Here is a 24,455-nt window from a genome sequence, read left to right as displayed (position 1 = left end):
GATCGCCGGATGGAGAGTTATGAAACCTCGTTTTAAGGTGTTGCAGTTACAACCGGATTACAACGTGAAGGCTAACGACTTTGCCGACCTGGGTGAGCAAATCGTCAAGTCGCTGCCGGTTGAACGTTTTGAGGTGACGTCGGGGTTTCTCAGTGGCCGTCCGCAGCCAGGCCAGCCCGTGAGCGTGGCTGATCATTCGAAATACTTTGAGTTTCCAGAGAAAGCCCTCAAGGGCATTCGCTTGGGCGCCATGTGGAAGATCTACAAGTATTGCCGCGAACAGCAGTTCGACGTGGTCATCTGTAACCGCTTCAAGTCGGTGAACATGATGTTGTCGCTCAACCGGTGGCTGAAGATCCCGCTGTGCATCGGCATCTCCCATGGTTTTGGCGAGTATGCGCGCAGCTACCGTCGGCGCCAGACCCAGCGCCTGGTCAGCCCGGCCTGGCGTTTTGTGGGGGTTTCGGCAGCAGTTCGCGATTACCTGGTTGAGCTGAACTGCGGCTTCACCTCCGAGAACACCACCTACGTCACCAACGCCATCGATATTCCCCAGGCTGAGGCCTTGCAGTTGCCGCGCGATGCAGCGCGCAGCGCCTTGGGCTTGCCGCTGGACGCACGCATGATTGGCGCCTTGGGCCGACTGGTGCCGATCAAGGGCCATACCCATCTGTTGCAAGCGTTTGCCACGCTTAAAGACAAATACCCGAACGCTCAGGTCGGCATCATTGGCGCCGGCCGGATTGAAGCGGATTTGCGCGCCGACATAGAGCGCCTCGGCCTGAGCGGTCGCGCGCATCTGTTGGGTTTTCGTGAGGATGGCTTGAAGTACGTGCGCGCGTTTGACATCTGGACCATGCCGTCGCTGGTCGAAGGCTTGGGCCTGGCCCTGCTGGAAGGCATGAGCGGGCGTTTGCCGGTGATCGCCTCCAATGGGCCGGCGATGCTGCCCCTGGTGCAAGGCGCGGGCGGGCTGTCGCATGAGCCAGGCAATGTCGAGCAACTGGCTGCCGCGCTGGACACCTACCTGGCGATGAGCGACGAGCAATTGAAGGCCAAGGGCGAGCAAGTATTCAGCTACCTGGAGCAAAACCACGGCTTGGCTGAGTTTCAGCAAAAGTACCTCGATCTGATCGAAACCGGTTTACACAAAGCAGGTAGAGCATGAGTCAGCAACAACCCTTGGTCTCGGTGATCATCGCGTCCTATAACCACGGCCCGTACATCGAACAGAGCATTCTCAGCGTGCTCGGCCAGACCTACCCCAATATCGAACTGTTGGTAGTCGATGACGGCTCGAAAGACGACAGTGTCGAGCGCATCCTGAGCTTGCAGGCCGAGCACGGTTTTGATTTTCAGGTGCAGCAAAACCAAGGGCTTACGGCCACTCTGAACGGTGCCGTGGCGCGCGCCAAGGGCAGCCTGATCGCGCCTTTCGGTTCTGACGACATCATGTTGCCTGAGCGCATTGCGACCCAGGTTGCCTACATGGCGGACAAACCACGGGTGGGTATTTGTGCCGGCAACATCGAACTGATCGATGGCGAGGGCAAACCTTACCCCGCGAAAAAACAGCACCTCGATGTGCCGTTTCGCAGCCTCGATTTCGATGACATGTTCATGGATCGAAAACCTTTCCCGCCCGCGCCGACGATGTTGATTCGTCGCGAAGCGCTGGAGGAGGTCGGTGGGTTTGACCCGCTGATTCCGCTGGAAGACTTGCTGATCCAGTTAAAAATCACCGCCGCCGGCTACACCATCGACGCCTTGGGTGTGGTGATGGCGCGTTATCGTCAGCACGGCAGCAACACCTACAAGAATCATCGCTACATGATTCAGAACATCCTCAAGAGCTACGCGTTGTTCAGCGATCACCCGGCCTATGATCAAGTGCGTTACAGGTTCCTGAATTCGATGTTTTTGAAGACGGCGAACCGTGACCGGGTGCTGGCGCGCGAGATTCTCAAGCAAATCCCGTTGCAGTTCTGGGGGCGCAAGACCTTGCGCGGGCTGGCGCGGCTGTACCTGGCGCCGCTGCGCAGCTCATAGGCTTTCGAGTTTGGCTCGACGCAGGCGCCGCAGCGCCTGCTTGCCGGCCTCGATGCCGGGTTTCTCGATGTAGAGGAAGCTCAAGGTGCTGATGATCACCAGCAGCACCGTAATCACCGCCAGCATCGCCAGATACGGCATGGCGCCGCGCAGATCAATCGCCAGCAGTGCGCGTACCTGTGTGGTCGCCAGCCACAGCAGTAGCCCGTGCAGCAGGTAGGTGCTGTAGCTGACCTCACCCAGCCAGCGCACGCTTGCCAGCCGCAGCGCACCGAACAAGGTGTTGCCCGACGCTACCACCACAAAAAACACTGTCAGCAAGAGCTGTGGCGCGATGGAGAAGCTTTTGCGGAAGGCGCCCATCACCAGCGCCAGGGCCACCAGTGCGATGACGGCTGCGAGTCGCGTCTGGCCCCACGCTACCAGCGCAGGGTTGCGCACCCAATAGGCTGCCGCAATGCCGCCGACGAAGGTCAGCAGAATGTGCGTGCGCAGGGAATGCTCCCAGCCCACCAGTTGATACACCAGCACAATCGCCAGTACCGCCAGCGCCGTTTTATGCCAGCCGCCTCGGTAGATGAACAGCGCGCCAAAAAACGGCAGGCTCAGGTAGAAAAACATCTCGTAGGCCAGGGTCCACGTGACGTTGGCAATCATGCTGCCGGTCTGTGGGTAGCCGTTGATGTCTGGCCGCTCAAAGGTCAGCCACATCGCGATATGCTTTAGCAACTGCGTCGGTGTTTCCATCAGCGACCAATTTTGCAGGCCGAACACGCCGAGTACCACCACCGCCAGCAGCAGCAAATACAGCGGATAGATGCGAAACAGGCGAGAAATGGCGAAGGCCAGCCAGTCGTGGTCCTGGCGTTGCTTGAGCAGTCGCCCCCAGAACAGGAACCCGGTGATCATGAAAAACAGCGCGATGCTGGCCAGGCCGGTCTGTGCGTAAAACTTGTTTTTGGGGACTTCCGTGATGCCGGTATTCAGCGCGATCCAGATGATCACCGCGTGATGAATGAATACGCCGAGTGCCAGATAACCCCTCAGCCCGTCGATACTTGCGAAACGCTGGCTGCCGGTGGCAACCAGACTCTCGCGAATACGCGGGAACAGGTGCAGGAGGATGGATGCAGTGCAAATGGCCAGTGCGTATACCGCAATGGCCAGTAGGGGGGTGGAAATCCAGGGGGTCAAGCCATCACCTTTTTATAGTTGGGCTTTCGCCGAGTGTGGCTGGGCGAGTGAATGCTTGGACCTGCTCGCGGATTTTTGCCGTGGCGTTCGGCGATGCCACAGAAGCATAGCCTTTAGCTAATTGTTCAAAATGCGACTCGAACAGCCAGTTGCGGTCTTGCGGGTAGCGTTGCATGTGCCGCAGGTTGCGTTGGCGCAGCGCATTGCGCAGCGCTGACGGATAGATGCGCATGTCGGCGACGTCGATCAGGCCGAATTCGCCGTCATCCATCAACAAGACGTTACCCAAGTGCAGCGAGCGGAAGTAAACACCACGCTCGTGCAACTGCGCCATGAACCGCCCGAAACGCTCAACCAGCGATTCCCGCAGGCTGCTGTCGAGGCTTTGCAGGGCTTGGCGCAACGTCAGCCCCGGCAGCGGCTGATAGCGTACGGCGCTGCTGCCGTCGTGCAAGCTGAAGAGGTCGAGGATAGACGGCGCTGGGGTCGCGTGCTCACGCAGTTGCTCGCTGTTGCTGGCAAAACGCTCGGAATACGGGTTGAAGCTGCCCGAGGTGTACCAGCGACGGGCGCGGAACAGCTTGAGGAAACTGCCGTCTTCGAGGCGCAACACTTTGGGTCCCAGACCATCGGCCTCGATGACCTGGGCGTTGCTGCACAGCTGTTCGAAGGCGTCGGGCTTGAGGCTTTTGACCGGCCTGCGCAGCAAGCTGCGGCGCCGCTGGGCAATGCTCAGGCCGGCGATCATGGCCAGCGGGATCCACAGCAGAAACCAGTGCTCCTTGGGCCGCGAGAGGATGCCGCCGCCTTCGGTCAGGCCCGCGCCGATGCCATACGCCAGCAGCGACGACGCCAGGATGAACAGCGGCTGCGCGCGCTCCTTGAAGCTTTTGTACAAGCCCCAGCCGAGCATGAAGATCCACGGTATAAAACCGATGATGCCGACGTAATACAGCACGCCCAGGGCGAAGCTGTGAGTTTCGCGCAGCACGATACCTTGTGCCGGTGTCAGGTACAGCTCGGAATCGTAACTGTGGCCGATCCACGGATGCTCGGCGATACGTTGCAGCGACATATCCCACAACTGGAAGCGAAAGGAGCTGCCACGGCTGGTGATGAGTTCCGGGCACAGCAGCAACAGCGCCGCCACGCCCACCAACAGGCCCGCGATCAGCAGCGCGGAGCGGCGGTTGCGGCTGGTGAAACTCAGCCAAAGCACCGCAAGCACCAGTGCCACCAGTGGGGTTCTGGAACCTGTCGCAAGAATCGCAGCGGCCATGATTGCCAGCGCCGGCACGCTGAACCAGAGCACCTGCAAACGTTTGGTGGTCATGCAGACGTACAGCCAATAGACGCAGAAAAAGCCAAACACATGTGAGCTGAGCAGCGGGTTGTCGAGCGCTCCGCGCCCGCCAATCATGCGTTCGCCCTCTGCGAAATGCGGGGCAAAGACCACCAGGTTGCAGGCACAGACCACCAGGGCAATCACCGCGGCGCTGAAGAATATCGGCTTGAACAGTTCGTTGCGGTAGTGCAGCAACAGGCCAAAACCTGCAAACAGCATGAACGTATGCAGCGGGCGTTTAAACAGGTCGGAGTCGGTCTCAGGCTGAGGGCTCCAGAACAGGCTGGTCAGCGCCCAGGCGGAGAACACCAAAAACGCTATCGCCAGCGGCTCGCGCAAAATCGCTTTGATTTCGGCCGGGCGCAGGCATAGCAGCAACAAGGTAGGCGCGCTGAACAGCACGTAGTAGAACTTGTGCAGCACATTGCGATTGGTCACGAAGAACAGCGAACTCAGCAACAACAACAATCCAATGGGTAAAACCCACAGGACCAGGAAGTCGAAAACACGATTTGAGCCATAGGTGAGGCGCGTGGAGTGCATACAGTAAAGCCATTCCAGAAAAGAGAAAGCCGGCCATCTTAAGGTAGTGGCTATATAATGTCGCCGAATGCATCCGGCCCGGCTGCGGGTCATGCCGGGTGCAAGTACAACAGAGAAGCTGTGCTAAAGTCAGCCTCCTTTTTCAAAACGCCGCGTGATATGACCGACTCTAGTCCGAGCGCAAGCCCTTCGAGCTTGAAAATATACTTCCGCCTGCTCAGTTACGTTAAGCCCTACGCCGGCTTGTTCGCATTGAGTATCGTCGGATTTCTGATTTTCGCGTCGACCCAGCCGATGCTGGGGTACATCCTCAAGTACTTCGTCGACGGCCTTTCCAACCCGCAAGCGGTGTTGTTCCCCAGCGTACCGTACCTGCGTGACCTGCAATTGCTGCAGGCCGTGCCTTTGTTGATCATTTTGATTGCAGCCTGGCAGGGCCTGGGTTCGTTCCTGGGCAACTACCTGTTGGCCAAGGTCTCGCTGGGCCTGGTCCACGACCTGCGCGTGCAGTTGTTCAACAACCTGCTGACGTTGCCCAACCGCTACTTCGACAATCACAATTCGGGGCACCTGATTTCGCGCATCACCTTCAACGTGACCATGGTCACGGGGGCGGCGACCGATGCCATCAAGGTGGTGATCCGCGAAGGCATGACGGTGATCTTCCTGTTCGCCTCCCTGCTGTTCATGAACTGGCGCCTGACGCTGGTGATGATCGCTATCCTGCCGTTGATTGCAGTGATGGTCCGCACGGCCAGCAAGAAGTTTCGCAAGCAGAGCAAGAAAATCCAGGTAGCCATGGGCGATGTGACGCACGTTGCCTCCGAAACCATCCAGGGCTACCGCGTGGTGCGCAGCTTCGGTGGCGAAGTCTACGAGGAAAAGCGCTTCCTTAAGGCCAGCCAGAGCAATACCGACAAGCAACTGCGCATGACCCGCACCGGGGCAATCTACACGCCGCTGCTGCAACTGGTGATCTACACCGCCATGGCGGTGCTGATGTTTCTGGTGCTGTACCTGCGTGGCGACGCGTCGGCCGGTGACATGGTGGCTTACATCACCCTGGCGGGCCTGTTGCCCAAGCCGATTCGTCAGTTGTCGGAAGTCAGCTCGACCATCCAGAAAGGTGTGGCCGGCGCAGAAAGCATTTTCGAACAACTGGACGAAGAGCAAGAGGTTGACCACGGCACGGTCGAGCGCGACAAGGTCAGCGGTCGGCTGGAAGTGCGTAACCTCAACTTCACCTACCCCGGCACCGAACGCCATGTGCTCAAGGACATCAGCTTTACCGCCGAGCCTGGGCAAATGATTGCCCTGGTGGGCCGTTCCGGCAGCGGCAAGTCGACCCTGGCCAGCCTGATTCCGCGCTTCTATCACCATGCCAGCGGTGAAATCCTGCTGGACGGTGTTGAAGTCGAGGACTACAAACTGCTCAACCTGCGCAAACACATTGCCCAGGTGACCCAGCACGTCACCCTGTTCAGCGACACCGTGACCAACAACATCGCGTACGGCGACCTCGCCGGTGCGCCGCGGGCAGACGTTGAAGCAGCGGCGGCGGATGCCTACGCCAAGGACTTCATTGACCAGTTGCCAAAAGGCTTCGATACCCCGGTCGGTGAAAACGGCGTGCTGTTGTCCGGCGGCCAACGCCAGCGCCTGGCAATCGCCCGCGCCTTGCTCAAAAACGCGCCGCTGCTGATTCTTGACGAAGCCACTTCGGCCCTCGATACCGAGTCCGAGCGGCACATTCAGGCAGCCCTGGACAAAGTCATGCAGGGGCGCACCACGCTGGTGATCGCGCATCGCCTGTCGACCATCGAAAAGGCCGACTTGATTCTGGTGATGGACGACGGTCGAATTGTCGAGCGCGGCAGCCATGCCGAGCTGCTCGCACAAAACGGCTACTACGCGCGACTGCACGCCATGGGCCTGGATGCGCCGGTAGCTGCCGACATCACCTGATTCTACAACCTGTGTGGGAGCGGGCTTGCTCGCGATGGCATCAACTCGGTGTACCTGGTGGTCCGAGTCGTCTGCATCGCGAGCAAGCCCGCTCCCACAGAAAGTGAATCCGCTTTTTATCTGACCACTCAGGCCGCCTGCTCTTGATCCGAGAAGCCTCGCGTAACCCTGTGCTAATATCGCGGCCCTGTTCATTTTGTAGTGGGTTGCTCCATGAAGTTGTCCATGCCGCGATTCGATCAAGCCCCTGTCTTGGTGGTCGGCGATGTCATGCTCGACCGTTACTGGCATGGTGGTACCTCACGGATTTCCCCTGAGGCGCCGGTACCAGTCGTCAAGGTCGAACAAATCGAAGACCGTCCGGGCGGCGCTGCCAACGTTGCCCTCAACATTGCCGCGCTCGGCGCCCCGGCCTCGCTGGTGGGTGTGACCGGCGACGACGAAGCCGCCGACAGCCTGGCCAACAGCCTGCGCGGCGCTGGCGTGCGTGCGCTGTTCCAGCGTATCGCCCATCAGCCGACCATCGTCAAGCTGCGGGTAATGAGCCGTCACCAGCAATTGCTGCGTATTGATTTCGAAGAACCCTTTGCCACCGACGCCTCGGTGCTCAGCGGCCAGGTCGACACGTTGCTCGACGGTGTCAAAGTGCTGGTGTTGTCCGATTACGGCAAAGGCGCGCTGAAAAACCATCAGGCGCTGATCCAGGCCGCCAAGGCCCGCAACATCCCGGTACTGGCCGATCCCAAGGGCAAGGACTTCTCGATTTATCGCGGCGCCAGCCTGATCACGCCAAACCTCAGCGAGTTCGAAGCCATCGTCGGCGGTTGCGCCGATGAACACGAACTGGTGAGCAAGGGCGCCACGCTGATGGCCGACCTCGACCTCGGTGCGTTGCTGGTAACCCGTGGTGAACACGGCATGACCTTGCTGCGCCCAGGCCAACCGGCGATGCACCTGCCGGCGCGTGCGCGTGAAGTGTTCGACGTCACCGGCGCCGGTGACACCGTTATCTCCACCCTGGCCGCGTCCATCGCGGCCGGTGAAGAATTGCCCCACGCCGTGGCCCTGGCCAACCTGGCGGCGGGCATTGTGGTAGGCAAATTGGGTACTGCTGCGATCAGCGCACCTGAATTGCGCCGGGCTATCCAGCGTTCCGAAGGTTCAGAGCGTGGCGTGCTGACCAGCGAGCAACTGCTGCTGGCGATTGACGATGCCCGTGCCCACAACGAAAGCATCGTGTTCACCAACGGCTGCTTCGACATTCTGCATGCCGGTCACGTGACTTACCTGGAACAGGCTCGCGCCCAAGGCGATCGCCTGATCGTCGCGGTCAATGACGATGCCTCGGTCAGTCGCTTGAAAGGCCCAGGCCGTCCGATCAACAGTGTTGACCGGCGCATGGCCGTATTGGCCGGTTTGGGCGCGGTGGACTGGGTGATCAGCTTCTCGGAAGGCACCCCGGAAAGCCTGCTGGCCCAGGTCAAGCCGGACGTGCTGGTCAAAGGCGGTGACTACTCTGTCGACCAGGTCGTGGGGGCAGACATCGTCAGTGCTTACGGCGGCAAGGTCAAAGTGCTGGGCTTGGTTGAGAACAGCTCGACCACCGCCATCGTCGAGAAGATTCGCAACAATGAGTGAAGCTGATAAGTGGGTTCTGATCACCGGCGGCGCCGGTTTTATCGGCTCGCACCTGGTCGATGCCTTGCTCGCCAAGGGCTACGGTGTGCGGGTGCTGGATAACCTGTCCACCGGCAAGCGCAGCAATTTGCCGATGGGCAACCCGCGCGTGCAGTTGGTTGAAGGTGATGTAGCGAATGCCGAGCTGGTGGCGCAAACCGCCGTTGGCGCCACGGCCGTCGTGCATTTGGCCGCAGTGGCTTCGGTACAAGCGTCGGTGGATGACCCCGTCAGCACTCATCAGAGCAATTTTGTCGGCACCTTGAATGTCTGCGAAGCCATGCGCAAGGCGGGCGTCAAACGCGTGGTGTTTGCTTCCAGTGCAGCGGTGTATGGCAACAATGGCGAAGGCGCATCGATTGATGAGGAGACCACCAAAGCGCCGTTGACGCCTTACGCCTCGGACAAGCTGGCCGGCGAGCATTACTTCGATTTTTACCGCCGCCAGCATGGCCTGGAGCCGGTGATTTTCCGCTTCTTCAACATTTTTGGGCCGCGCCAGGACCCGTCATCGCCTTATTCCGGTGTGATCAGTATCTTCAGCGAGCGCGTGCAGCACGGTGTGCCGATTGCCGTGTTTGGCGATGGCGAGCAAACCCGCGATTTCATGTACGTCGAAGACCTGGTGGACGTGTTGGTGCAGGCCATCGAAGCCGAAGACGCGCCGCAGGGTGCGATCAACGTGGGCTGGAACCGCACCACCACACTCAAGCAAGTACTGCAGGCGTTGGAAGAAGTGGTTGGCACATTGCCGACCATCACTTACGGGCCGGCACGTTTGGGCGACATTCGGCATTCGCGGGCGAACAACCAACGGCTGTTGGCGAGCTTCACGCTGCCCGAACCGACCCCTTTGAACGTTGGCCTGCAGCGGTTGCTGCATGGTTGAGCTGACTCTGTCTGAAATATCCGGGTGCCTGCATCGGGAGCAAGCCCCCTCCCACATTTGACTGCATTCCCGAGTTGGAACTCAGCTAAATGTGGGAGGGGGCTTGCTCCCGATGGCGGAGTGTCAGGCGCTACACAGCCTGGCAGCGCCTAGCGGCTGGCTTTTTTCTTCGGCACGATCTTGCTCAACATCTGCTTGGCCTTGCCGGTCAGGCGCGTAAGTTTCGACTCTTTCTCGGGTTGTGCCAGGCCTTGCTGCCGCAGCCAGTCCTTCCAGCGAATACGCTCATCACGTACCAGCCAGCCTTCCTGCTGGGCGAAGCTTTCGGCCAGGTATAAACCGCGGGTGCTGGCCGGATACAGCTGGTCCTTCTTGACGGTGTACAGCTCGGCGATGGGTTGGCCGTCTTTGAGTGGCATCAGGTACAGGTCTGGGCGCTGGCGGTCCAGGCGCGCTACCAATTGGTCACCTTCAAGCCGTTCATCGACATGAAACAGGCTCAGGGATTTAGCTTCCTTGGGCACTTCCAGGCGCAAGTCATAGATCAATTGCAACGACGCCGTCGGCAAGTGCACGTACGCCCGTGGGCGCTCGATCAATTGCGTGGTCGCGCAGCGCACCGGGCGTGCCGCGCCAGACAACGGGCTGAGGCGAAACGGCAGGGCTTCGCGGTAATGCAGGGCAGCAGAATAGGGCGCTGGCAGCCAGGTGTCGTTAAAGCGCCCGCCAAGCCAGCCTTCGGGCGTCTCCAGCAGGCACTCTTCGGCAATTTCCTGGATGGCGGTGTGCAGCGGCAGGTTCAGCTCATGCGCAGGCACGTAGCCGGAGATCAGCTTGAGCACCACATCGCCACGGTCCTGGCGGCGTTGGCGCACCAGCACCCAGTAATCCTTGTTTTGCCAGTGCAGGGTCAGGCGCACCGAGACGCCGAGGTTCGCCAGTTCCAGCGCAAACCGTTCGGGGTCTGCCACCTCCACCGGCTTGCGCCGTTGCAGGGTCTGGGCAAAGTTGAGCGGCATGCCCACGCTCTGGTAACTCAAGCCCTCGGGCGTGGCTTCGACGTGCAGCGGCAGTGTTTTGAAGTTGCTGGGGTTTTTTCTAATGAGCGTTCGCGGCATGTCGGCTCCTTCTTGCGACGGGGTCGGCCGCGTCGGCGGCATCAGAGTTGACGAATGACCTTGGCAGCGGTCGCCACGTTATGGGCCAGGTGCAGCGGATTAATGGTCCCGACAATAGCACTGGCGACGCCCGTTTGCGCAAACAACAACATGAAACTCGATTGAATTGGATCCATTCCCGGCGCAAGACAAACGTGGCCGCTGGCCAGCGCCTTTTTCACCAGGATGCCTTTACCGTGAGCGGCCGCGTAATCAATCACGGCTTTCTCGGCCTGTTCGTTCAGATTGTAGGTAACCATCGCGCAGTCGCCCAGTTCCAGGGCTTTTATGCCGCCCTCGACGGTTTTGCCGGAGAAGCCGAAACCACGGATCTTGCCCTCTTTTTTCAGCGCCTCCAGGGTTGGGTAAACCTCGCACTCGTTGAGAATATGCAGGTCGTTGCCATCCGAATGCACCAGCACCAGGTCGATAAAATCCGTTTCAAGTCGTTTCAAGCTGCGCTCAATCGACAGGCGGGTATGCGCCGCGCTGAAGTCGTGATGCGACACGCCGTCGGCAAACTCCTCACCGACCTTGCTGACGATCACCCAGTCGTTGCGCTGGCCGCGCAACAACGGCCCCAGGCGTTCTTCGCTACGGCCGTAGGCGGGGGCGGTGTCGATCAGGTTGATGCCCAGCTGGTGCGCCTGGCGCAGCAACATCCGCGCTTCATCATCATTCGGAATCTGGAAACCGTTGGGGTATTTCACCCCTTGGTCGCGGCCCAGCTTGACGGTGCCCAGGCCCAGTGGCGAAACCAGCAGGCCGGTGCTGCCCAGAGGGCGATGCAAGTCGTGCAACGTTGGCAGGCTCATGGCAAGAGTTGCTCCCATGCAGGTTGGCCGATGGCAGGTTTAGGCAGGTCGGGCAGGGCGTCGCCAGCGCTTGGGCGGATGCCGTCGCGCTGCAGGGCATTGAGTACCCGGTCAGCGAAGTCCGGCGCCAGCGCCAGCTTGGTCGGCCAGCCCACCAGCAAGCGGCCTTGTTCGGCGAGGAATGCGTTGTCGGGGCGGCTGAGGCCCGATTGCAGCGGCTCGGCGCGGTCGACCCGCAGGGTGGCCCATTGGGTTTGGCTCATGTCGATCCAGGGCAGCAGTTGCGCCAGCTCTTTTTGCGCGGTGGCGATCTGTTCTTGCGGCGTGCGCGCCACGCCATCTGCCTCGGCAATATCGCCGCCCAGGTACCACACCCAATTGCCATCGGCCGCCGGGTGAGTGGTCACGGTGATGCGCGGCTTGGTGCCGCCGCCCAGGCAGTGCGCGTACAGCGGCTTGAGGCCGGGGCCTTTGGCGATGATCATATGCAGCGCCCGTTTTTGCATGGCCGGTTGGCTGAGGCCGAGTGCGCCGAGCAAGTCCGCCGTGCCGCCACCGGCACTCAACACGATGCGCTGGGCGCGAATGTCGCGGCCATCAACCTTCAAGCCGACCAGTGTGTCGCCTTCCAGCAGCGGTTCGATGTGCTGCCCGGCCAGCAAGCCGTCGCCCGCCAGTTGGGCCAGGCGTTCGATCAAGCTTGGCACGTCAACCACCAGCTCTGCCAGGCGATACACCTTGCCCTTGAAACGGCGGTCTTGCAGGGCCGGAGGCAGTTCATCGCCCTTGACCTGATCGACGCGGCCGCGCACGGCTTTGCTGGCGAAAAAGCTCGTGAGGTTGCCCGCCAACGTGCCGGGGGACCACAAGTAATGCGCTTGGGACAACACGCGCACGCTGGAAAGATCCAGCTCGCCGTCACCCGCAAGGGCTTCACGCCAGCGGCGCGGCATGTCGGCAATCGCTTCGGACGCGCCGGTGAGGGCGCCGTGCAGGGCGTATTTTGCGCCGCCGTGAATAATCCCCTGAGACTTCACGCTTTGCCCGCCACCCAGCGTGGCGCTTTCCACCAACACCGTGGAAAACCCCTCGCGGCGCAGGCGCGCATTCAGCCAGAGGCCGGCAACCCCGGCGCCGACAATCAGAACGTCGGTGGAAATAACGGATGGCATGGGCGACCTCAGTGTTCAAGACAAGAGGCGCAGTATACAGGCTGTTGAGCGGTGATCAGTGCCCGGCGGTTTTCGAGAACAACTGAATCACCACCACACCCAGCACGATCAAGCCCATGCCCATGATTGCCGGGGTATCAAGCTTCTGCCCATAGATAAACAGCGCCGCAATACTCACCATCACAATGCCCATCCCGGCCCACACCGCGTAAGCCACGCCTACCGGCACAGTGCGCACCACGAGCGTGAGCATCCAGAAGGCCACGCCGTAGCCGACAATTACCAGCGCCAGCGGGATGGGCGTGCTCCAGCCCTTGATGGCTTTCATGGACACGGTCGCGATGACTTCCGAGCAAATGGCAACGGCCAGGTAGAGGTAGGCGACATTCATGGGGTAATCCTCGGTGCGCAGCCTGTTTGAATAAGGCGACCATTTTAACCCTTCAATAGATGGGGTAAAGTCATTACCTATCCGAATTAAAGATGGGTTGAGCCATGAGCGTGCAGTGGAACCTGGAGCAGATGCGCGTGTTTGTCAGCGTCGCCGAGCAGCGTTCTTTTTCCGCCGTGGCGCGTGACCAGCGCAAGGCGCAATCGGCGGTGAGCAACGCGATTGCCCTGCTCGAAGCCGACCTTGGGCTGAGCTTGTTTGAGCGAAGCAGTGGCCGCCAGCCGAGATTGACCGAAGCCGGCAGCGTGTTGCTCGAAGAAGCACGCGAGGTGTTGCGCCAATGTGAGCGGCTGAATGGCCGCGCGCTGTCCCTTACACGTGGCGAGGAAGCCTGCCTGCGGCTGGCCCAGGACGAAGCCATGTTGTTCCAGCCGGTGCTCGACAGCCTTGAGGCGTTGGCCGGGAAATACCCGCATCTGGAAGTGCAACTGTCCAGCGCGGCGCAGGGCGATGTGGCGCGCAAGCTGGTGGAGCGCAAGGCGGATTTGGGCCTGTTGTTCTATCACGACCAGATCCCCGAAGCGCTTGAGCGCCGGGTCGTCGGCAGCGTGGAGATGGTCACCGTGTGCGGCGTGAATCACCCGCTGGCTAAGGAGCCATATGTGGACTGCCAGCGCCTGGCGCAGTTTCGCCAACTGTTGATGTCGACCCAAACCAGTGTTTACCCCGGCAGCGAAGCCGCCAGCCCACTGGTGTGGCGCGCCGACAGTTTTTACGTATTGGCCGAATGGCTGATGAGCGGCCTCGGCTGGGCGTGGTTGCCCCGGCACATCGTGCAGTACCCGACGTATCAACACCAAATGGTTGAACTGGACAGCGAATGGACCCCGCCGGCCCTGGTGGTCGAACTGGTTTGGCGCCGCGACGAGCACCTCGGCCCCGCTGCACGCTTCCTCGCCGAACGATTTGCCGAGTGCTTGCGGGCGATTGACTGAAAAAGCCGATAAACTCCGCCGCCATGAATAGAACTCTCTACAGCTGTCTGTTTTACCTGGCGCTGCCGTTGGTGGCTTTACGTCTGTGGTTGCGCGCGCGCAAGGCGCCGGCGTATGCCAAGCGCGTCAGCGAGCGGTTTTCCTTGGGCCTTCCGGTGATGCAACCAGGCGGTATCTGGGTGCACGCAGTGTCGGTGGGCGAAAGCATTGCGGCTGCGCCGATGATTCGCGGCTTGCTTGCACGCCATCCGACGCTGCCGATTACCGTCACCTGTATGACGCCCACCGGTTCCGAGCGCATTCAGGCGCTGTTCGCCAATGAGCCGCGCATTCAACACTGCTATTTGCCTTATGACTTGCCCTGCGCCGCGAAGCGCTTTTTGGACCGCGTGCAGCCCACACTGGCGGTGATCATGGAAACCGAGTTGTGGCCCAACCATATCAACGCCTGTGCCCAGCGCGGTATTCCGGTGGCCTTGGCGAATGCGCGGCTGTCGGCGCGTTCGGCCAAAGGCTACGCACGTTTCGCCAAGCTGACGGCGCCGATGCTCGCGCAAATGAGCCTGTTTGCGGTGCAGACACCCACCGAAGCGCAGCGTTTTCTGAGCTTGGGCGCGCGCCCTGAAAGCGTCGAAGTCACCGGCTCGATCAAATTCGACCTGACCATCGACCCCGAGCTGCCGCTGCGCGCCAGCGCTCTGCGCGCGCAATGGGGCGCCAGCGAGCGCCCGGTATGGATCGCTGCCAGTACGCATGAAGGTGAAGATGAAGTGGTGTTGGCTGCCCATCGCCAGTTGCTCGCCAGTTATCCCGACGCGCTGTTGATTCTGGTGCCGCGTCATCAGGAGCGTTTCGGCGCAATGTTTGAGTTGTGCGAGCAACAGGGCTTTGCCACCGTGCGCCGTTCCAGCGGCGAGCCGGTGACTGCACAAACGTCGGTGCTGCTTGGCGACACGATGGGCGAGCTGCTGTTTCTTTATGCGTTGGCTGACAGTGCCTTTGTTGGCGGCAGCCTGGTGCCTACGGGGGGGCATAATCCGCTGGAGCCGGCGGCGTTGGCCAAGCCGGTGATCATGGGGCCGCATGTGTTCAACTTTCTCGACATCAGCGCGATGATGCGCGACGCGGGGGCTTTGCGAGAAGTGGATGACGCAGAGGGGTTGGCTGAGGCTGTGCGGCAGTTGTTCGAATTGCCGCAGGATGCGCGCAAGATGGCGCAGGCTGGGCGGGTGGTGATGCAGGCTAATCAGGGCGCCTTGAAGCGCTTGCTGGATGGGTTGGACCGACTGATAAGCCACTGAGCCTGAGTGGTTGGGCATCTTTGATGTAGCGCTGTCGCGCGGCAAGCGGGCTTGGGGGTGTTGTTCAGGTTGGGTATATATCCGGTATTGGGGTTACGGCTTATATCGGTTTCGCTCTTACAGCGAGTCACTTTTGATAGAGCGCAAAAGTAACCAAAACGCTCTCGCCCCACCACTCGGNGCTCGGCATGCCCGCACACAGGCTTGAATCCGTGGGCCGCCGCGATGGGCCATCCTTGGCCCAGCGCGGCTAACCCGGCGTCCTGCCGGGTTACCCACGGATTCAAGCCTGCGTGCGGCCATCGTGGTTTAACGGGGCGCTTCTAAGATCAAGATCACAAAGATCAAAAGCAAGAGCACGGCGGCCTGAAAGCCGACCTGAGTGGTTGAAGCAGATCAAGGGCGGGTTTTGCATACGCGGTAGGTCTGCTTTTTTTGCTTGTTCTGCTTGTTCTGCTTGTTCTGCTTGTTCTGCTTTTTCTGCTTTTTCTGCTTTTTGTGGGAGGGGGCTTGCTCCCGATAGCAGTGTGTCAGTTGAAAAATATTTATCTGACACACTGCAATCGCGAGCAAGCCCGCTCCCACATTTGACTGCATTTGACTGCATTTGACTGCATTTGAGCGGGTGAGCCTGCTTCTGCTGTCAGGATGGAGCCCGTTTCAGCGGTTACGCAAAAGCCTAGTTGCCGGGCCGCGCTTTGAGTTGTTCGGCGGCAGCCTTGGCCAGGTCCGGTGGCAAAAAGTCTTTGTCCGGGTTGTAGTCCGCTTTGAGGTAGCGCGTCAGGTCCTGCAAATCGCCTGGGTTTAGCGTGCCCGCAGCCTGCTTCAAACGCAGGTTGTCGAGGATGTAGTCATAGCGGCTGTTGTTGTAGTTGCGCACCGACGAGTAAAGCTGGCGCTGCGCATCCAGCACGTCGACGATGTTGCGTGTGCCCACCTGATAACCGATTTCCGTGGCTTCCACCGCGCTCTGGTTTGAGATGATCGACTGGCGGCGCGCCTGTACCTGCTCTACGTCGGTGTTCACCGCGCGGTGCAGGTTGCGCGTGTTTTCGACCACTTGGCGGCGCAGGCCTTCGCGTTGCTGCTCGCTCTGGTCGAGGCGGGAATACGATTCGCGCACTTGCGAACTGGTAAGGCCACCGCTGTAAATCGGGATGTTCAGGCGCAGGCCGATGGTGCGCTGCGACACGTCGCCACCGTAGGGCACGGGCAACTGGTTTGGGTTGGCGAAACCGAGCGCGTCGTTGTCGCCTTTTTCGTACTGCGCCACGGCGTCGAGGGTCGGCAAGTGGCCGGCCTTGCGCTGGCGCAGGGTTTCTTCGGCGGCGGTGACCGCGTAGTTGCTGGCCAGCAGGTTGAGGTTTTGGCGCCCGGCGGTTTCGACCCAGGCTTTGGCGTCATTCGGCGTCGGTGGCAGCACCGGCAGCGTATGCACGATGCCTTGAATCGCGTTGTACTGGCGGTTGGTCAGTGTGATCAGTGCTTCGAAGGCGTCATCTACCTGGCGTTGCGCGACGATGCGGTTGGCGCGCGCAGTGTCGTAGCTGGCTTGAGATTGCAGCACGTCGGTCTTGTCCGATAGCCCCACATCAAAGCGTTCATTGGACTGGTCGAGTTGGCGCTTGAATGCGTTTTCTTCGGCCTTGGTCGAGGCCAGGTTGTCTTGGGCGCGCAACACCGCGAAGTAGCTCTCGGCGCTTTGCAGGATCAGGTTCTGTTCGGTGGCCGAAAGCTGCAGCGAAGCTTGTTCGTTGACGGCTTCGGCGGCTTGCAACTGGAACCAGCGATCGGCGCGAAACAGCGGCTGGCTCAAGGTCGCCCGCCAGGAGTGCGCGTCACGGTTGACGGTAGCTGCCGGTTGGTCAAGTTGTGTGCGCACGTTATTGCTGTCGGCGCCGGCCGACAGGTTCGGCAGCAAACCTGCGCGGGCCTGGGGCACCACTTCTTTCTGCGCGCCGTATTGGGCACGGGCGGCCGCCAGGTCGGCATTGTTGTTCGCCGCTTCCTGGTAAACGCTGACCAGGTCGGTGTTGGCGGACAAGGGCGCTTCGGCTGCCCAGACCATTCCATTGGTCGCACAAGACACGGCGAGAGCCAGTGAGAGTTTGCGCAGCATGAGGCGATCCCTAGTATGAATATTATGGCTGTAATTTATCGCCCAAGGCCAAGCTTGGCAACGGGTTGCGTCACGCATCGCTGCAACGCCCGAGTGTAGTGGCGCTTGCGCTGCGCAACAATCCCGTAATCGCGCCATTCATCACGCTGAATACACCGCTGTTGGCAATTTGCCCACGCCATGGTCTAGACTGGTCGTGTTCTTGTCGGGGTGCCTTGTTGGAAGGCTGAGATCGGTAAATACCGGATCCCGTTGAACCTGATCAGGTTAGCGCCTGCGTAGGGAACAAGATTTCTCGTCACCCGGCGAGTCCTCTTGTGCTTCGTCCGGGATGTTGTTCGACAATCGAACAACCCTCGTGCCTTGCACAGCACTGGTTTCAGTGCCTCCGTCCGTCACAGGTTCGCTCCGACAAAAATCCACCGCCTGGATAGTTGGAGAGCCCGTGATGAGCACCGAATTAAAAAGCCAAAAATCAAAAAATACCGTGCACTTGAGTGAGTCCGCCAAGGTCGACTCAGGTTCTGTGCAGCCGTTTACCCGCTCGCAAAAAATCTACGTGCAGGGCACTCGCCCGGACATTCGCGTGCCGATGCGCGAAGTCAGTCTGGACGTGACACCCACCGAGTTTGGCGGTGAAATCAACGCGCCGGTGGTGGTCTACGACACCTCCGGGCCGTACACCGACCCCAACGTCATCATCGACGTGCGCAAAGGCCTCGGCGATGTGCGTTCGCCGTGGATCGAATCGCGTGGCGACACCGAGCGCCTGTCAGGCTTGAGCTCGCACTTCGGCCAACAGCGCCTCAGCGATGCCGAACTGACCGCGCTGCGTTTTGCCCACGTGAAAAACCCGCGTCGCGCCAAGGCGGGCGCCAACGTCACCCAGATGCACTACGCGCGTAAAGGCATCATCACTGCCGAGATGGAATACGTCGCCATCCGCGAAAACATGAAGCTCGAAGAAGCGCGCGCCAGCGGCCTGCTTGAGCAGCAACACGCTGGCTACAGCTTCGGCGCCAGCGTGCCGAAAATCATCACCCCGGAATTTGTGCGCGAAGAAATCGCCCGTGGCCGTGCGATTATCCCGGCCAATATCAACCACACCGAACTGGAACCGATGATCATCGGCCGTAACTTCCTGGTGAAGATCAACGGCAACATCGGCAACAGCGCGCTGGGTTCTTCCATCGAAGAAGAAGTGGCGAAACTGACGTGGGGCATCCGCTGGGGTTCGGACACGGTGATGGACTTGTCCACCGGCAAGCACATCCATGAAACCCGCGAGTGGATCATCCGCAACTCGCCGGTGCCGATCGGTACAGTGCCGATCTACCAGGCCCTGGAAAAAGTCGGCGGCGCCGCCGAAGACCTGACCTGGGAGCTGTTCCGCGACACCTTGATCGAACAGGCCGAGCAGGGCGTCGACTACTTCACTATCCACGCCGGCGTGCTGCTGCGCTATGTGCCGCTGACCGCCAAGCGTGTCACCGGCATCGTCTCGCGTGGCGGTTCGATCATGGCCAAGTGGTGCCTGGCGCACCACAAAGAGAACTTCACCTACACGCATTTCGACGAAATTTGCGAAATCATGAAGGCCTATGACGTCAGCTTCTCCCTCGGTGACGGCCTGCGCCCCGGCTCGATTGCCGACGCCAACGACGCCGCGCAATTCGGCGAGCTGGAAACCCTTGGCGAACTGACCAAGATCGCCTGGAAGCACGACGTACAAACCATGATCGAAGGCCCGGGCCACGTGCCGATGCAGTTGATCAAAGAGAACATGGACAAGCAGCTTGAATGCTGCGACGAGGCGCCGTTCTACACCCTCGGCCCGCTGACCACCGACATTGCGCCGGGTTACGACCACATCACCTCGGGTATCGGTGCGGCGATGATCGGCTGGTTCGGTTGCGCCATGCTGTGCTACGTCACGCCGAAGGAACACTTGGGCCTGCCGAACAAGGATGACGTGAAGACCGGCATCATCACCTACAAGATTGCCGCGCACGCAGCGGACTTGGCCAAAGGGCATCCAGGCGCACAGATTCGCGACAACGCGTTGAGCAAGGCGCGCTTCGAGTTCCGCTGGCAAGACCAGTTCAACCTCGGCCTGGACCCGGACACCGCGCGTTCCTACCACGATGAAACGCTGCCGAAGGATTCGGCCAAGGTCGCGCATTTTTGCTCAATGTGCGGGCCGAAGTTCTGCTCGATGAAAATTACCCAGGAGGTGCGCGAGTACGCCGCCAACCAGCGTATTGAAGCGGTGGATGTGGACGTGGCCAAGGGCTTGGCGGAGCAGGCGGAGCGGTTCAAGCAGGAAGGCAGCCAGTTGTACAAGAAGGTCTGACACCGACGATCGTTCCCACGCTTCGTGTGGGAATGCATCCCGTGACGCTGGGCGTCACAAAGGCGGACGCAGAGCGTCCAAAGCGGCATTCCCACGCAGAGCGTGGGAATGATCGGCCCCTCAGAGATAACACCCTTGAGCATTCAACCGAGTACCTACTCACCCGACATCGCGGTGCCGAGCGACAAACGCGTGTTCGGCGGCCGCGACCTGTTCTCCCTGTGGTTCTCCCTCGGCATCGGCCTGATGGTTCTGCAAACCGGCGCGCTGCTTGCGCCGGGGCTGGGGCTCTCCGGCGCATTGCTGGCAATTTTCCTCGGCACGCTGGTCGGCGTGCTGTTGCTGGCCGCCGTCGGCGTAATCGGCAGCGACACTGGCTTGTCTGCCATGGCCGCGCTCAAACTCAGCCTCGGCACCAAGGGCGCGAGCCTGCCGGCGTTGCTCAACCTGCTGCAACTGATCGGCTGGGGCTCGTTCGAAATCATCGTGATGCGCGACGCTGCCAGTTTGTTGGGCGCGCGCGCGTTCAGCGAGGGTAGCCTGCTGGCCAGCCCACTGGTTTGGACGCTGTTTTTTGGTGGCCTGGCGACCTTGCTCGCCGTCAGCGGCCCGTTGACCTTCGTACGCCAAGTCCTGCGCAAGTGGGGGATTTGGCTGCTGCTCGCGGCGTGCGTGTGGCTGACCTGGAACCTGTTCGCCAAGGCTGACTTGGCCGCGCTGTGGGCTAAGCCCGGTGACGGTTCGCTGCCGTTCGCCGTGGGTTTTGATATTGCCATCGCAATGCCGTTGTCGTGGCTGCCGCTGATTGCCGATTACTCGCGTTTCGGCAAGCGTGCAAAAAGCGTGTTCGGCGGCACGGCCTTGGGCTTTTTTATCGGTAACTTCTGGCTGATGAGCCTGGGCGTGGCCTACACCCTGGCGTTTGCGCCAAGCGGTGAGGTGAATGCATTGTTGCTGGCGCTGGCTGGCGCCGGCTTGGGCATTCCGCTGTTGCTGATTTTGTTGGACGAGTCAGAAAACGCTTTTGCCGATATTCACTCGGCGGCGGTCTCCAGCGGTATGTTACTGCGCTTGAAAGTCGAGCACCTGGCGTTGGCCATCGGCGTGATCTGCACCCTGATCGCCTGCCTCGCGCCCTTGGCGCAGTACCAGAACTTCCTGCTGCTGATCGGCTCGGTGTTCGCGCCGCTGTTCGGCGTGGTGCTGGTCGATCACTTTATTCTGCGCCGCCGTGGCCAGGGTGCCGTCGCCAACCTGCGCTGGCCGGCATTAGTCGCCTGGCTGGGTGGCATCGCCACGTATCACCTGCTCGCCAACCTGTACCCGGATTTTGGCGCAACCCTGCCGGCGTTGGTGCTGGCAGGGTTGTTGCAGCTGGTGCTGAACCGGGCCGTCAGTGGCGGGCGGGCATCAGCTCAGGCTTGAGTACGCCGGTGAGGCGCGCATAGGGGATGGTCATTTCGATCAACCCCAATGCGTAAGGGGCGATGGTCGCTACGTTGTACTTGAGCACCACGCCGCTGCTGGTCAAGGCAATGTTCGGGGTTTTCTGGAACGGCCAGGTCTTCACGAATTGCGGGTCGCGGTCCATCTGCGAGTTGATCAGCCAACTGTTGTGGGCGACTTTCGCGGTATTCCAGAACGCCTGTTCCTGGCCCGGCAACAGCATGTCGGTCAGGCTCAGCTCTTTGTGCAGCAAGCGCGAATAGTTGATGAAACCACGGCCGGGCTCGCCGTGCGCTGCGCCCGTGTCCAGATAGCTGGACACTTCAACGATCACCAGTCCGTCATGCTGCTCACGTACCTTGGCCTGCAAGTACATGCTGTGGCGGTCGGGCGACTCGCGCAGGAATTTGTCGCGGTAGGCATTCAAGGTCGGCGGCATGCTGGCGCCGGGCGTGGTGCGGGCCATCTGCAGCAGGCGTTGTTCCACCAGGCTGTCGAGTTGCGGCTCGGCCGGGAAGTGCACGGTATCAATGTTCACCAGCGGGCAATCAGGGCTGTCGCAGCCAGGCTTGATCTGCTCCGAGGCGGCTGCTTTGGTGTCCAGCGGCTTGAGGTAGCTGGGTTGAAACAGGCTCTGGCAAGCACCCAGAGTCAGGGCAATACAGGCCACGGAGGCGACTTTTAAAAGCTGCATGTGCGTCCTTCGGAAATCGATGGAAAGCTAAAAGAGTAGCGCTTCGACTGCCAACAAGGCCGTCAGTTCGCCACTAAGCTGATTAGAGTGAGTTTGACGCCCGCCGTCTATCCCGGCAACTGGAAAGGGGCTGCACCAACCGGCAGGAGCGCGTTAGGATGGCGCGAATTGCACGCGCCTAACGAGGAAGCATATGACTGACGTTGCCAAATCGACGCCGAACAAAATCGAAATTGTTCAGCGCGACAATGCCTACCAGGGCTTCTACAAGCTTGATCGCGTGCAACTGCGCCATGAGAAGTTCGATGGTGGCATGAGCCGCGTGATCAACCGTGAAGTGTTTGTTCGCCATGACGCAGTGTGCGTGCTGCCTTACGACCCGCAGCGCGATGAAGTGGTGCTGATCGAACAGTTCCGTGTCGGCGCCATGGGCCGCACCAAAAATCCCTGGCTGGTGGAAATGGTCGCGGGCCTGATCGATAAAGATGAAGAGCCGGAGGAGGTTGCACACCGCGAAGCCGAGGAGGAAGCTGGGCTGACGTTTTCCGCCCTGTGGCCGATTACCAAGTATTTTCCTTCACCCGGTGGCAGTACCGAATTTGTGCACTTGTACCTGGGCCGTTGCGACAGCGCAGGTGCGGGTGGCGTGCATGGGCTGGAAGAAGAGGCAGAAGACATCCGGGTCACCCCCTGGGCATTCGAAGATGCCCTGCAGGCGGTGCGTGACGGTAAAATTTCCAACGCAGCCAGCATCATCGCCCTGCAATGGCTTGCGCTTAATCGCGCGGAAGTGAGGGGGTTATGGCAGTAAAGGCACGCGAACGTTATCGAGTCGACCTGATCGGGTTGCAAGCCGCCTGCGAGGCCAATTATGCGCGGCTGATGCGCTTGCTCCCCGACATGCGCCACGCCCCCGAGGCGCGGCGCATTGCCGTGACCCATGGCGACCAGATGCTCGGCGTGCTGGCCCTTGAGGTCATTGTGAATTGCCCGTACACCACCACCCTGCTTGCGCGCCAGGAACATAGCCTGCCGTGGCTGCCGGTGCCGCAGCTTGAAGTGCAGGTGTACCACGATGCGCGAATGGCCGAAGTTATCAGCGCCGAACATGCGCGGCGCTTTCGCAGCATCTATCCTTACCCCAACGTGTTCATGCACCAGCCCGATGAGAAAGCACAGCTTAATGTGTTCCTTGGGGAATGGTTGAGCCACTGTCTGGCCTTGGGCCATGAGTTCGAAGTCGTGCGGTAGATGTGAACGGCGTCTGCTTCCTGGGTTTCCTCTTTGTGTCCTGCCCCAGCATAATCGCGCTAAACGTCCATTTCCTGTGATTGCCTTGGGAGAGCGCCTTGCCGAGCGTATCCACCTTGAACCCCGATGCGCCGGCGCTGCTGGTGCAACTGACTGACAGCCACCTGTTTGCCGAGGCCGACGGCACGCTGCTGGGCATGAATACCCGCGAAAGCTTGCAGCGCGTGATTGAGCGGGTGCGCGAGCAGCAGCCGCAGATCGATTTGGTGCTGGCCACGGGTGACTTGTCCCAGGACGGTACGTTGGCCTCTTACCAGTTGTTTCGCGAGATGACCGCGGTCATCTCCGCGCCGGCGCGCTGGATCCCCGGCAACCACGATGAGCCGCAGGTCATGGCCCACGCGGCGGTGCAGAGTGATTTGCTCGAGCCGGTGGTCGATGTGGGTAACTGGCGCGTCACGCTGCTGGACTCGGCGGTGCCGGGCTCGGTGCCGGGTTATTTGCAAGACCAGCAGTTGCAATTGCTCGCGCAGGCCTTGAGCGAGGCGCCGAGCCGGCATCATTTGGTGTGTTTTCACCATCACCCGGTGTCGATTGGTTGTGCCTGGATGGAGCCTATCGGGTTGCGTAATCCTGAGGCTTTGTTTGCGGTGCTTGACCGGTTTCCGCAGGTGAAGGCAGTGCTTTGGGGGCATGTGCATCAGGAGGTTGACCTTGAGCGCAATGGGGTGCGGTTGATGGCGTCGCCGTCTACGTGCATCCAGTTTGCGCCGGGCAGTGAGGACTTTAACGTCAGCGAGCAGGCGCCGGGGTATCGGTGGCTGCGGTTGCATGCCGATGGGCGGCTTGAGACGGGCGTGGAGCGCGTTGAGGGGTTTGCCTTCACCGTGGATTACGGCAGTAACGGCTACTAAATTGTGGGAGCGGGCTTGCTCGCGATATAGGCACCTAGGACCATCAGGCACACCGAGGTGACTGCATCGCGAGCAAGCCCGCTCCCACATTTGATCTCATTTTGCCCGGGAGATTGCGGCGGGTGACGGCCGTTACCTGAAAACCGATAGGCACCTCGCTCTACGGTGACTAGACGATAGGGCAC

General features: G+C 60.6%; 21 protein-coding genes and 1 riboswitch. Of the genes, 12 read left to right on the top strand and 9 right to left on the bottom strand.

Features of this window, described 5'->3' with window-relative positions; translation table 11 throughout:
• Nucleotides 1–19: 19 nt before the first annotated feature.
• Both AO240_RS13745 and AO240_RS13740 read left to right on the top strand, forming a co-directional pair.
• Nucleotides 20–1,168 carry a glycosyltransferase family 4 protein gene (locus tag AO240_RS13745; protein WP_099236945.1) on the top strand — a complete coding sequence of 383 codons (1,149 nt, stop codon included), beginning with the start codon at nt 20–22 and terminating at the stop codon, nt 1,166–1,168.
• Nucleotides 1,165–2,049, top strand: coding sequence for a glycosyltransferase (locus AO240_RS13740; RefSeq protein ID WP_099236944.1), 885 nt, complete (start codon nt 1,165–1,167; stop codon nt 2,047–2,049). Before AO240_RS13745 ends, AO240_RS13740 begins: the two co-directional genes overlap by 4 nt.
• Here AO240_RS13740 and AO240_RS13735 read toward each other — a convergent pair.
• Both AO240_RS13735 and AO240_RS13730 read right to left on the bottom strand, forming a co-directional pair.
• A complete protein-coding gene (locus tag AO240_RS13735; protein ID WP_099236943.1) occupies nt 2,044–3,243 on the bottom strand; it encodes an acyltransferase in 1,200 nt (399 codons plus the stop codon). The two genes, AO240_RS13740 and AO240_RS13735, sit on opposite strands and share 6 nt — an antisense overlap.
• Nucleotides 3,244–3,247: 4 nt before the next feature.
• A complete protein-coding gene (locus tag AO240_RS13730; RefSeq protein ID WP_099236942.1) occupies nt 3,248–5,131 on the bottom strand; it encodes an O-antigen ligase family protein in 1,884 nt (627 codons plus the stop codon).
• A gap of 159 nt (nt 5,132–5,290) precedes the next feature.
• Here AO240_RS13730 and msbA point away from each other — a divergent pair, with 159 nt between their 5' ends.
• The 3 genes from msbA to AO240_RS13715 all read left to right on the top strand — a co-directional run bounded on the left by msbA (nt 5,291) and on the right by AO240_RS13715 (nt 9,662).
• On the top strand, nt 5,291–7,096 hold the full coding sequence (gene msbA, locus AO240_RS13725) for a lipid A export permease/ATP-binding protein MsbA (protein WP_099236966.1): 1,806 nt from the start codon (nt 5,291–5,293) through the stop codon (nt 7,094–7,096).
• Nucleotides 7,097–7,309: 213 nt separating this feature from the next.
• Nucleotides 7,310–8,734: a bifunctional D-glycero-beta-D-manno-heptose-7-phosphate kinase/D-glycero-beta-D-manno-heptose 1-phosphate adenylyltransferase HldE gene (gene hldE / locus AO240_RS13720; protein ID WP_099236941.1), complete on the top strand. Its 1,425-nt coding sequence runs from the start codon at nt 7,310–7,312 to the stop codon at nt 8,732–8,734.
• Nucleotides 8,727–9,662: an NAD-dependent epimerase/dehydratase family protein gene (locus AO240_RS13715; RefSeq protein WP_099236940.1), complete on the top strand. Its 936-nt coding sequence runs from the start codon at nt 8,727–8,729 to the stop codon at nt 9,660–9,662. Before hldE ends, AO240_RS13715 begins: the two co-directional genes overlap by 8 nt.
• A gap of 149 nt (nt 9,663–9,811) precedes the next feature.
• Here AO240_RS13715 and AO240_RS13710 read toward each other — a convergent pair whose 3' ends face one another.
• Genes AO240_RS13710 through AO240_RS13695 form a run of 4 tightly spaced genes read right to left on the bottom strand, consistent with a single transcriptional unit; the run spans nt 9,812 to nt 13,197 of the window.
• Nucleotides 9,812–10,780 (bottom strand): hypothetical protein, encoded by a 969-nt coding sequence (locus AO240_RS13710; protein WP_058411376.1) that lies wholly within the window; start codon nt 10,778–10,780, stop codon nt 9,812–9,814.
• A 41-nt stretch (nt 10,781–10,821) separates the two neighbouring features.
• On the bottom strand, nt 10,822–11,634 hold the full coding sequence (locus AO240_RS13705) for an aldo/keto reductase (protein WP_099236939.1): 813 nt from the start codon (nt 11,632–11,634) through the stop codon (nt 10,822–10,824).
• Nucleotides 11,631–12,806 carry an FAD-binding oxidoreductase gene (locus AO240_RS13700; RefSeq protein ID WP_058411374.1) on the bottom strand — a complete coding sequence of 392 codons (1,176 nt, stop codon included), beginning with the start codon at nt 12,804–12,806 and terminating at the stop codon, nt 11,631–11,633. Before AO240_RS13700 ends, AO240_RS13705 begins: the two co-directional genes overlap by 4 nt.
• Before the next feature lie 55 nt (nt 12,807–12,861).
• Entirely contained in the window at nt 12,862–13,197 is a 336-nt protein-coding gene (locus AO240_RS13695) for a multidrug efflux SMR transporter (RefSeq protein ID WP_099236938.1), read from the bottom strand.
• A gap of 104 nt (nt 13,198–13,301) precedes the next feature.
• Here AO240_RS13695 and AO240_RS13690 point away from each other — a divergent pair, with 104 nt between their 5' ends.
• Nucleotides 13,302–14,192 (top strand): LysR family transcriptional regulator, encoded by an 891-nt coding sequence (locus tag AO240_RS13690; protein WP_099236937.1) that lies wholly within the window; start codon nt 13,302–13,304, stop codon nt 14,190–14,192.
• Nucleotides 14,193–14,215: 23 nt separating this feature from the next.
• Nucleotides 14,216–15,493, top strand: a complete 1,278-nt coding sequence (gene waaA, locus AO240_RS13685; protein ID WP_099236936.1) for a lipid IV(A) 3-deoxy-D-manno-octulosonic acid transferase — start codon at nt 14,216–14,218, stop codon at nt 15,491–15,493.
• 283 nt (nt 15,494–15,776) lie between these two features.
• Here waaA and AO240_RS13675 read toward each other — a convergent pair whose 3' ends face one another.
• Nucleotides 15,777–16,049 carry a hypothetical protein gene (locus AO240_RS13675; protein WP_143505371.1) on the bottom strand — a complete coding sequence of 91 codons (273 nt, stop codon included), beginning with the start codon at nt 16,047–16,049 and terminating at the stop codon, nt 15,777–15,779.
• 123 nt (nt 16,050–16,172) lie between these two features.
• A complete protein-coding gene (locus AO240_RS13670) occupies nt 16,173–17,612 on the bottom strand; it encodes a TolC family outer membrane protein (RefSeq protein ID WP_099236934.1) in 1,440 nt (479 codons plus the stop codon).
• 196 nt (nt 17,613–17,808) lie between these two features.
• Nucleotides 17,809–17,914: riboswitch (TPP riboswitch) on the top strand.
• 146 nt (nt 17,915–18,060) lie between these two features.
• On the opposite strand from AO240_RS13670, the gene thiC reads away from it, so the two are divergent.
• Together thiC and cytX are read left to right on the top strand one after the other, a co-directional pair.
• A complete protein-coding gene (thiC, locus tag AO240_RS13665) occupies nt 18,061–19,965 on the top strand; it encodes a phosphomethylpyrimidine synthase ThiC (RefSeq protein ID WP_099236933.1) in 1,905 nt (634 codons plus the stop codon).
• Nucleotides 19,966–20,100: 135 nt separating this feature from the next.
• On the top strand, nt 20,101–21,390 hold the full coding sequence (gene cytX / locus AO240_RS13660; RefSeq protein WP_099236932.1) for a putative hydroxymethylpyrimidine transporter CytX: 1,290 nt from the start codon (nt 20,101–20,103) through the stop codon (nt 21,388–21,390).
• Here cytX and AO240_RS13655 read toward each other — a convergent pair.
• Nucleotides 21,359–22,105, bottom strand: coding sequence for an RsiV family protein (locus AO240_RS13655; protein ID WP_099236931.1), 747 nt, complete (start codon nt 22,103–22,105; stop codon nt 21,359–21,361). The genes cytX and AO240_RS13655 overlap by 32 nt on opposite strands.
• Before the next feature lie 193 nt (nt 22,106–22,298).
• Between AO240_RS13655 and AO240_RS13650 the strand changes: the two genes are divergently transcribed.
• The 3 genes from AO240_RS13650 (at nt 22,299) to cpdA (ending at nt 24,270) form a co-directional block, all read left to right on the top strand.
• Nucleotides 22,299–22,916 (top strand): NUDIX domain-containing protein, encoded by a 618-nt coding sequence (locus tag AO240_RS13650; protein ID WP_058411366.1) that lies wholly within the window; start codon nt 22,299–22,301, stop codon nt 22,914–22,916.
• On the top strand, nt 22,907–23,356 hold the full coding sequence (locus tag AO240_RS13645; protein ID WP_099236930.1) for a DUF1249 domain-containing protein: 450 nt from the start codon (nt 22,907–22,909) through the stop codon (nt 23,354–23,356). Before AO240_RS13650 ends, AO240_RS13645 begins: the two co-directional genes overlap by 10 nt.
• Nucleotides 23,357–23,454: 98 nt before the next feature.
• Nucleotides 23,455–24,270: a 3',5'-cyclic-AMP phosphodiesterase gene (gene cpdA, locus AO240_RS13635; protein ID WP_099236928.1), complete on the top strand. Its 816-nt coding sequence runs from the start codon at nt 23,455–23,457 to the stop codon at nt 24,268–24,270.
• Nucleotides 24,271–24,455: the final 185 nt, after the last annotated feature.

It is taken from the genome of Pseudomonas sp. ICMP 460, from assembly GCF_002723595.1.
Classification (GTDB): Bacteria; Pseudomonadota; Gammaproteobacteria; order Pseudomonadales; family Pseudomonadaceae; genus Aquipseudomonas; species Aquipseudomonas kitaguniensis.
The sequence above is the reverse complement of the archived record's forward strand: the minus strand, read 5'-3'. Positions and strand labels throughout refer to the sequence as shown.

What these genes read in the sequence shown, in the direction of transcription:
- msbA (WP_099236966.1), top strand. Translation starts at nt 5,291, where the DNA reads ATGACCGACTCTAGTCCGAGCGCAAGCCCTTCGAGCTTGAAAATATAC.
- AO240_RS13655 (WP_099236931.1), bottom strand. Translation starts at nt 22,105, where the DNA reads ATGCAGCTTTTAAAAGTCGCCTCCGTGGCCTGTATTGCCCTGACTCTG.
- AO240_RS13695 (WP_099236938.1), bottom strand. Translation starts at nt 13,197, where the DNA reads ATGAATGTCGCCTACCTCTACCTGGCCGTTGCCATTTGCTCGGAAGTC.
- AO240_RS13645 (WP_099236930.1), top strand. Translation starts at nt 22,907, where the DNA reads ATGGCAGTAAAGGCACGCGAACGTTATCGAGTCGACCTGATCGGGTTG.
- hldE (WP_099236941.1), top strand. Translation starts at nt 7,310, where the DNA reads ATGAAGTTGTCCATGCCGCGATTCGATCAAGCCCCTGTCTTGGTGGTC.
- thiC (WP_099236933.1), top strand. Translation starts at nt 18,061, where the DNA reads ATGAGCACCGAATTAAAAAGCCAAAAATCAAAAAATACCGTGCACTTG.
- AO240_RS13730 (WP_099236942.1), bottom strand. Translation starts at nt 5,131, where the DNA reads ATGCACTCCACGCGCCTCACCTATGGCTCAAATCGTGTTTTCGACTTC.
- AO240_RS13740 (WP_099236944.1), top strand. Translation starts at nt 1,165, where the DNA reads ATGAGTCAGCAACAACCCTTGGTCTCGGTGATCATCGCGTCCTATAAC.
- AO240_RS13700 (WP_058411374.1), bottom strand. Translation starts at nt 12,806, where the DNA reads ATGCCATCCGTTATTTCCACCGACGTTCTGATTGTCGGCGCCGGGGTT.
- AO240_RS13690 (WP_099236937.1), top strand. Translation starts at nt 13,302, where the DNA reads ATGAGCGTGCAGTGGAACCTGGAGCAGATGCGCGTGTTTGTCAGCGTC.
- AO240_RS13715 (WP_099236940.1), top strand. Translation starts at nt 8,727, where the DNA reads ATGAGTGAAGCTGATAAGTGGGTTCTGATCACCGGCGGCGCCGGTTTT.
- AO240_RS13650 (WP_058411366.1), top strand. Translation starts at nt 22,299, where the DNA reads ATGACTGACGTTGCCAAATCGACGCCGAACAAAATCGAAATTGTTCAG.
- waaA (WP_099236936.1), top strand. Translation starts at nt 14,216, where the DNA reads ATGAATAGAACTCTCTACAGCTGTCTGTTTTACCTGGCGCTGCCGTTG.
- AO240_RS13710 (WP_058411376.1), bottom strand. Translation starts at nt 10,780, where the DNA reads ATGCCGCGAACGCTCATTAGAAAAAACCCCAGCAACTTCAAAACACTG.
- AO240_RS13745 (WP_099236945.1), top strand. Translation starts at nt 20, where the DNA reads ATGAAACCTCGTTTTAAGGTGTTGCAGTTACAACCGGATTACAACGTG.
- AO240_RS13670 (WP_099236934.1), bottom strand. Translation starts at nt 17,612, where the DNA reads ATGCTGCGCAAACTCTCACTGGCTCTCGCCGTGTCTTGTGCGACCAAT.
- AO240_RS13705 (WP_099236939.1), bottom strand. Translation starts at nt 11,634, where the DNA reads ATGAGCCTGCCAACGTTGCACGACTTGCATCGCCCTCTGGGCAGCACC.